The sequence below is a fragment of the Anaeromyxobacter sp. PSR-1 genome, assembly GCF_000964525.1.
In the GTDB taxonomy this organism is placed as follows: Bacteria; Myxococcota; Myxococcia; order Myxococcales; family Anaeromyxobacteraceae; genus Anaeromyxobacter.
In genome coordinates, this window is the sequence record NZ_BAZG01000219.1 from 1 (window position 1) to 6761 (window position 6761).

The 6761-nt window shown below is 76.2% G+C and carries 7 protein-coding genes and 1 pseudogene; 2 read left to right on the top strand and 6 right to left on the bottom strand.

Features of this window, described 5'->3' with window-relative positions:
- Positions 1-12 precede the first annotated feature (12 nt).
- Together PSR1_RS20605 and PSR1_RS20610 are read right to left on the bottom strand one after the other, a co-directional pair.
- A complete protein-coding gene (locus PSR1_RS20605; RefSeq protein ID WP_059439264.1) occupies positions 13-831 on the bottom strand; it encodes a family 1 encapsulin nanocompartment shell protein in 819 nt (272 codons plus the stop codon).
- Positions 828-1187, bottom strand: a complete 360-nt coding sequence (locus PSR1_RS20610; RefSeq protein WP_059439270.1) for an encapsulin-associated ferritin-like protein — start codon at positions 1185-1187, stop codon at positions 828-830. The genes PSR1_RS20605 and PSR1_RS20610 overlap by 4 nt, the downstream gene beginning before the upstream one ends.
- 92 nt (positions 1188-1279) lie before the next feature.
- On the opposite strand from PSR1_RS20610, the gene PSR1_RS20615 reads away from it, so the two are divergent.
- Both PSR1_RS20615 and PSR1_RS20620 read left to right on the top strand, forming a co-directional pair.
- On the top strand, positions 1280-1930 hold the full coding sequence (locus tag PSR1_RS20615; RefSeq protein ID WP_237758177.1) for a DedA family protein: 651 nt from the start codon (positions 1280-1282) through the stop codon (positions 1928-1930).
- A 72-nt stretch (positions 1931-2002) separates the two neighbouring features.
- Positions 2003-2377: a response regulator gene (locus PSR1_RS20620; protein ID WP_059439266.1), complete on the top strand. Its 375-nt coding sequence runs from the start codon at positions 2003-2005 to the stop codon at positions 2375-2377.
- A 39-nt stretch (positions 2378-2416) separates the two neighbouring features.
- On the opposite strand, the gene PSR1_RS20625 is transcribed toward PSR1_RS20620, so the two are convergent.
- The 4 genes and pseudogenes from PSR1_RS20625 to PSR1_RS20640 all read right to left on the bottom strand — a co-directional run.
- Complete coding sequence (locus tag PSR1_RS20625) at positions 2417-4927, bottom strand: RND family transporter (protein ID WP_059439267.1); 2511 nt, start codon at positions 4925-4927, stop codon at positions 2417-2419.
- A gap of 48 nt (positions 4928-4975) precedes the next feature.
- On the bottom strand, positions 4976-5671 hold the full coding sequence (locus tag PSR1_RS20630) for a metallophosphoesterase (protein WP_059439268.1): 696 nt from the start codon (positions 5669-5671) through the stop codon (positions 4976-4978).
- On the bottom strand, positions 5668-6414 hold the full coding sequence (locus PSR1_RS20635; protein ID WP_059439269.1) for a lysophospholipid acyltransferase family protein: 747 nt from the start codon (positions 6412-6414) through the stop codon (positions 5668-5670). Before PSR1_RS20635 ends, PSR1_RS20630 begins: the two co-directional genes overlap by 4 nt.
- Positions 6411-6761, bottom strand: a pseudogene (locus PSR1_RS20640) (glycerol acyltransferase); the annotation flags it as partial. The gene PSR1_RS20635 and the pseudogene PSR1_RS20640, both read right to left, overlap by 4 nt.

Below are 6761 nucleotides of genomic sequence, written 5' to 3' on the forward strand. Positions count from 1 at the left end.
GGGTCCGGGGCGCTACCGCACCACCGCCACGGACCCCGGCGCGCCGGGGAGCAGCGTCACCGACTCGGCGAGCGAGACGAGGTGGAAGATGCCCTCGCGCCCGTCGTAGGCGGCGGTGAGCTCCTGGCCGACCACGGCCTGCGGGCCGGAGGCGGAGCGGACCACCACCACCGCGCCGTCGCGGAGGCCGGGGGCCTTCACGATCCCCCCCTCGAACGCGGGGAGGAGCTGCTGGTAGGGCGTGAGCGCGGTGCCCGGGAACGGGCGGAAGAGCTGGTAGAAGCGCGCCGGCGACACCGCCGCGGCGTAAGGCCCGTGCCGCCCCGCCGCGTCGAGCGCGGCGAGCGCCGCGAGCAGCGCGTCGCCGGCGCGGCCCGGGTCGGCCCAGTCGCCCGCCGGCACCTCGACGAGGCCGGGGTGATCGAGCAGCCCGCGCACCCCCGCGCCCGCGTGCCCCTCGAACAGCAGCCGGTCCTCGGCGCGCGCGATCCGGCGCGCCGCCTCGGCCGCCTCGGTGAGCGTCAGCGGCTCGCCGCGCCGCTCGAGCGCCTCCACCGCCCGCGCGCCGAGCCGGAACGTCCGGTGCAGCACCGGGAGCGCGCGCACGCTCGGCACGTGCACGTGCGTCTCGTCGCCCGCCCCCGGCTCGTCCTCGCCGCCGGCCGGCGCGTCCTCCGCCACCCCGGCGCGCGCGTCGAACCCGAGCGGCCCGACCACCCTGAGGAGCCGCCGCCCGGCGCGCGCCTCGGCGGCCGCCGCCCCGATCGCCTCGTCGATCCGGTCCCACACCTGCTGCCCGAAGGGCGCGCCGTCGCGGTCCTGCCAGCTCATCGATCGCCCTCCCGGCCCGCCCGCCCCTCGACGTCCGCCGTGCCGGCCGCCTCGCGGGCCTCCTCCTCGCGCACGATCGGCCCGGCGTGCCCGGTGTGCATCCGCAGCATCCGCGCGAACACCACGTCGTTGCGACGGATCCACTCGAGCACCATCATGGCGTGCTCCACCTCCTCGTCGCGGTTGTGCTGCAGCACGCGCTTCAGCTCGGGATCCGAGGCGGCGTCCACCCGCTGCTGGTACCAGTCGATCGCCTCCAGCTCCTCCTGCAGGGAGACGAGCGCCCGGTGGAGGTCCCTGGTCCGCGCCGAGAGCGCGTCCTCGCGCTCGTGGAAGCCCTGCGATGCACCCGCCATGTCGGAAGGGGTGCGCAGGCGCACCGGGCGCGCCAAGCCCCCGCGCGAACCGTCGCTTCCGCGCCGGCGCGGTTCGTGGCATGGAAGCGTGGGTGGAGAGCCCCGCTTCCTTCCTCGAGCGCTGGCACTACGGCGGCCTGTTCGCGGTGATCCTGGCCGAGGAGGCGGGCATCCCGCTGCCCCTCCCCGGCGACCTCTTCATCGCGGCCATGGGCTTCCTCGCCCACTCGCACCGCGCCGCGTTCCTGCCCACCGCCGCGGTGGTGACCTCGGCGACCGTGCTCGGCGCGACGGTGCTCTACCTCGTCTCGCGCCACGCCGGCCGGCCGCTGCTGCTCCGGGTGGCGCGGCGCTTCGGCTACACCGAGGCGCGGGAGGCGCGCCTCGAGGCGTGGCTCACCCGCCGCGGCGCGGCGGCGGTGGTCGTCGGCCGGCTCATCCCCGGGCTGCGGATCGTGATGACGGTGGTCGCGGGCGCGCTCCGCCTGCGCCAGGGCACGTTCGTGGCCGGCACGCTGGTCGCCGGCGCGCTCTGGGCGACGATCTACTTCTGGCTGGGCTGGGCCCTCGGCGCCGGCTACGCGCGGCTCGCCGGCGAGGTGCGCCTCGAGGCGCTCTGGCCCTGGGCGGCGGCGGCCGGGGTGCTCGCGGCGGGCGCCGTGCTCGCCTGGCGCGCGCGCCGGCGGGCGGCGGCGGCCGCGGCCGGTTCCGTCGAGAGCCCGCCCTCCGGGTCGGCCGGCTGAGGCGTACGCTGCGTCGCGCCGCCGGGTGGGTCGGCGGTCGCGCCGCGGGCCCGCGCTGTCTAGCTTCGGTACGTGGCAGCCACCGGAAACGTCGTTCGCAGGGTGGTCCTCGTCGAGGACGACCCCGGCATGCGGGAGGCCATCCGTGCGCTGCTCGTGCGGGTTGGCTACCAGGTGGCTCCCGCGGTGGACGGGGCGGAGGCGTGGGAGCTGCTGGCCCGCGGCCCCCGGCCGGCCGCGGTGCTGGTGGATCTCTACACCCCGCGCATGACCGGCCACGACCTGGTGGCGCGCATCCGCCGGACGCCGCGCCTCGCGGTGGTGCCGATCATCGCCATGAGCGGCGAGCGCGCCTCGCGCGACCGCCCGGCCGCGGAGGCGTTCCTGGAGAAGCCCTTCTCGCGCGAGCAGCTCGAGTGGGCGCTCGAGCAGGTGGGGGCGGACTGATCCGTCCCTGATCGCGCCGCCGATCGGCCTCCCGGCCGGTCAGGGCTGCGGCTGCGCGTCGGTGCCGGCCGCCTGCGCCGCCGCCGCGCGGGCGCGCGACCGCTCCCGCCAGCGCATCGCGGCGGGCAGCGCCAGCAGGGCCGCCGCCAGGCACGCCACCTCGCCGAGGACCGCCAGGAGCCCGAACGAGATGAGCGCCTGGTTCCGGGCGATGAGCAGCGACGAGTAGCCGATGATGGTGGTGAGCGAGCAGAGCGCCACCGCGCCGCCGGTGGTCCGGACGATGTCCGCCACCGAGCCCGCGTGGTCCACCCGCCGGCGCTGGAAGATGTTGGTGGCGTAGTCCACGCCGATGCCGAACGTGATGGGCAGCGCGATGAAGTTCAGCATGTTGAGCCGGAGCTGGAGCGCCCCGGCGAGCCCCATGAACCAGAGCACGCCGACGCCCAGCGCCGCGAGCACGCCCAGGGCGTCCCCGAGCGAGCGCACCGAGCGGCGCCCGAGCCCGAACGCGATCATCACCAGCGCCACCACCCCGAGGAGCGACAGCACCGTGGCGCGCGGGCCGTCGCGCTCGATCGCGTCGAGCACGTCCGCGAATACGAGGGTGGAGCTGGCCATGGGCAGGTCGGCGCGCGGCATCGGCACCGAGCGCAGCTCGCGCGCGAAGCGGCGCACGTCGAGCCCGTTCCAGACGTCCATCCGGCCCGAGGGGTAGACCAGCACCGGGGTGCCCACGCGCCCGTCCACCTCGGTGAGCTGGCGCCGGATCATGTCCGGCAGGTCCTTCGCGCCGAACGGGCGCAGGTCCGCCGGCGGGAGCACCTGCTCGATGGCGAGGCGCTTCTCCGGCGAGAGGAAGGAGAGGTTCTCCGGGGTGGCGAGCGCGCGCAGCTCGCGGACGAGCGGGAGCTTCGCCTCCTGGCCCTCCGGCACGAACGCGGCGATCGAGAGCACGTGCCCGAAGGTGGTGTCGGGCGTCGCGCGCATGTGCGCGTCGAGCGCCTTCGCGATGGCGCGCGCCTCGCCCTCGTCGCGGGCCAGGATGGCGGTGGGCGAGAGGTGGTCGCCGTGCAGCGCGTCCACCCGCTGGTCCCACCAGCCCGGGCCGCCCTCGGCGAGCGCCGACTGGTCGCGCAGGCGGCGGAAGTCGTGCTCGATGGGATCCCGCGACCAGCGGACCACCAGCACGGCCGAGGCGATCGAGAGCAGCACGGCCACCGTGACCATGCGGCGGGGCGCGCGCTCCACGATGGCCGAGATGGCGTAGGTGAAGATGGGGCGGGCCGGGCGCTGCCCCTGCCGCGGGATGGGCGCGCGGCGCTCCCACGCGAGCACCAGCGCCGGGGTCACCGCGTAGGCGGAGAGCCAGGAGAACGCCATGCCCAGCCCGCCGATGAGGCCGAACTGGTTGAAGCCGCGGAAGTCGGTGGAGAGCAGCGAGGCGTAGGACACCCCCGCGGCGAGCGCCGCGGTGAGGGTGGCGAGCCAGGTGTTCGCGAGCGCGGTCACCATGGCGGGCCCCGGAGCCTGCCCGCGCCGGCGGTCCTCGAGGTACCGCGCGAACAGGATCAGCCCGACGTTGATCCCGTTGCCCACCACGATGGACCCGAGGAAGGCGGTGTTGGAGTTGAGGTGGCCGACGAAGATCTCGGCCAGCCCGAACGTCGCGAAGGTGCCCACCAGGAGCGGCGCGCCCACCGCGAACACGGCCTTCCAGGTGCGGTTGTAGACCACGACCGAGGCAGCGACCGCGAGCAGCACCAGGATGGTGGCCCACACCAGGTCCTCGGCGAGCGCGTCGTGCTCGAGGATGTTGTTGGCCACGTAGCCGCCGTAGCCCACCTCGATGCCGGCCTTCGCGGGATCGAGCCGCGCGACCGTCTCCTTCACCACCCGCTCGAGCGCGACCACGTCGCGGTAGTCGTCGGGCGGCGCGTCCAGCCGGATGACCATGGCGAGCGCGGTCATGGTCTCGCCCGGCTCGCGGCCGGGCACCTCGCCCATCACGTAGCCGCTCGGGAACTTGCCGAGCAGCCCCTTGCGCTCGCCGGCGATCCGGTCGACCAGCCCCTCCACGTCCGGCGCCGGCCCCTCGGCCTTGCCCGCCTGCCGCGCACGCTCCCACGCCACCCGCGCGCCGAGCGTGTCGCGCAGCGTGGCCAGCTCCTCGCGCGAGAGGAACAGCAGCAGGCGCGGCTTGAAGAAATCGCGCGCCTCGTCCACGCGGTACTCGACCCACCGCAGCAGGCCCGGCGGCGCGTCCTGGAGCGCGTCGTTCAGGTCGTCGGCGAACAGCTGCAGGGCGAGCGGGTCCTTCCCCGCCAGCACCACCGAGAGCTCGGCGAACCCGCCGATGCGCTTCGTGAGCGCCTCCAGGTCCCGCGCGCTCCGGCTGTTGGCGGGGAGCAGCTCCGACATGTCGGGGCGCAGGTCGGCGTACAGGCGGAACGTGCCGTACCCGCCGGCCAGGGCCACCAGGGCGGCGACGGCGAGGATGGCGACGCGGCGCCGCTCGGAGAAGCGGACGAAGGCTTCGATGATGCGCATGGATGGCGTCTTCTACCTCATCCCGCGCCCGGGGCGCGGCTCCTCAATCTACCGCCTCGCGGCCGGGTCCGTGCCCGGGTCCGGCAGGTCGGCGGCGCACAGCACGGCGAGCCGCGGCCCGCCGGGGCCGAGCTCCAGGTACTCGAGGGCCTCGCCGTGGAGCGAGCCCGCGTTGGCGTAGCGATCGCCCGGCGCGAGGTGGGCCCGGTGCACGTGCCCGAACACGCCCAGGGCGAAGCCCTCGCGCTCCACCTCGGCCAGGCACCGGCGGCGGAAGGTCGCCACCATCCAGTCCTCGGCCACCGCGCGCGCGGCCGCCTCGGCGAACCAGGCCGCGCCCCGCACCACGCCGAACCGACCGAAGCGGCGGGAGATTCCGTCGCCGAGCCGCCCCAGCGCGGAGGCGTTCACCGGATCGGCGGCGTGCCCGTGGGCGACCAGGACGCGGCCAGTCCCGGGAAGCTCCAGCACCACCCGCTCCTCGCCCGCGTCCGGATCGTGGTTGCCGCGCGTCCGCCGGAGCCGGCCCTCGCGGCCGAGCGCCTCCAGCTCCGCGACGACCAGCGGGTGCGCCGCCTCGGCCCGTCCACCCCCCGTGAACAGGTCGTCGAACGCGTCGCCGTTCAGCACCACCGAGGCGCCGTCGGCGCGCGCGCGGGCCAGGAACGCGCGCGCCAGCCGCCCGTGCACCGCCGGGCTGCCCGGCGCGAGGTGCCAGTCGCTCGCGATGCGCCAGAGGGTCACCGCCCCGCCCTCCGCTTCGCGACCAGCCGATCGTAGAGCGCCTGCGTCCGCGCCCGCGCCAGCTCCTGGAGCGGCTTCACCACCGCCGGATCCCGCGCCGACCCCGGCCGCCGCTCCACCGGGATCGGCTCGCCGACGGCCATCTCGAGCCGCGCCGGGAGCGGCAGCGGCGACCAGAACGAGAGCTTGCCCCACCGCAGGCCCGGGTACGCCTCCGCGCCGCCCACCACCGCCACCGGGACGATGGGCACGCCGGTGCGCACCGCCATGCGCGCGAAGCCGAGCCGCCCGTCCCAGCGCAGCCGGTAGAAGTCGCGGGAAGGCTGCGCCTCGCGCATGCCGCCGGGCGTCACGAGCAGCGACTCGCCGCGCTCCAGCACCGCGACGCAGTCCTCCTCGTCGGTCCCGATGATGCCGGCGTGCTCCTTCGCGCGCGGCAGCCCGGGCAGGAAGCGCTCGATCTGCGACTCCGCCCCGACGATGCGCAGCGGGCGCCAGTCCTCCAGCCGCCCGCTCTCGTGGAACTCCTTCCAGCCGAGGAAGTAGCCGGCGAGCACCAGGTCGAGCACGAGGTACCCGGCGCCGTGCAGCGCGACGTAGATGCACGGGCCCTTCGGCACCGCGCCCTCCACCGTCATGTGGTGGTAGCGGGCGAGCCGGCGCGCGCCGCCGAGGATCCAGCGATAGGCCGGGTGGCGGGGATCGAGCGGGGGCGGCGGATCGTGGGGGGCTTGGCGGCTCACGTGCGGCTCCAGGGGGGTGCGCGCCGTGCGCGGACGGCCTCGTCGAGCAGCGCCTGCGTGGCGGCCGCGACGCCGTCGGCGAAGGCGGCCACCGCGGCCGCGTCGCCGGGCGGCGGCGGCGGCATGGGCGCGCCGAACCAGAAGTCGAGCGCCACCGGCAGCGGCACCGGCGGGAGCCACAGCGAGCCGTCCTTGCCGAAGGGGAGGCGGAGCGGGTGCTGCTGGTCGGCGCCGGCGATCGCCACCGGCACCACCGGCACGCCGGCGGCGGCGGCGATGCGCGCGTAGCCGCGGCGCCCGGCCCAGTCGAGCGCGTCCGCCTCGCCGTACAGCTCGCGCGCGCCGCC

Excerpts from the sequence above, each read along its gene's own strand:
- PSR1_RS20605 (WP_059439264.1), bottom strand. The coding sequence starts at position 831 with ATGAGCTGGCAGGACCGCGACGGCGCGCCCTTCGGGCAGCAGGTGTGG.
- PSR1_RS20625 (WP_059439267.1), bottom strand. The coding sequence starts at position 4,927 with ATGCGCATCATCGAAGCCTTCGTCCGCTTCTCCGAGCGGCGCCGCGTC.
- PSR1_RS20610 (WP_059439270.1), bottom strand. The coding sequence starts at position 1,187 with ATGGCGGGTGCATCGCAGGGCTTCCACGAGCGCGAGGACGCGCTCTCG.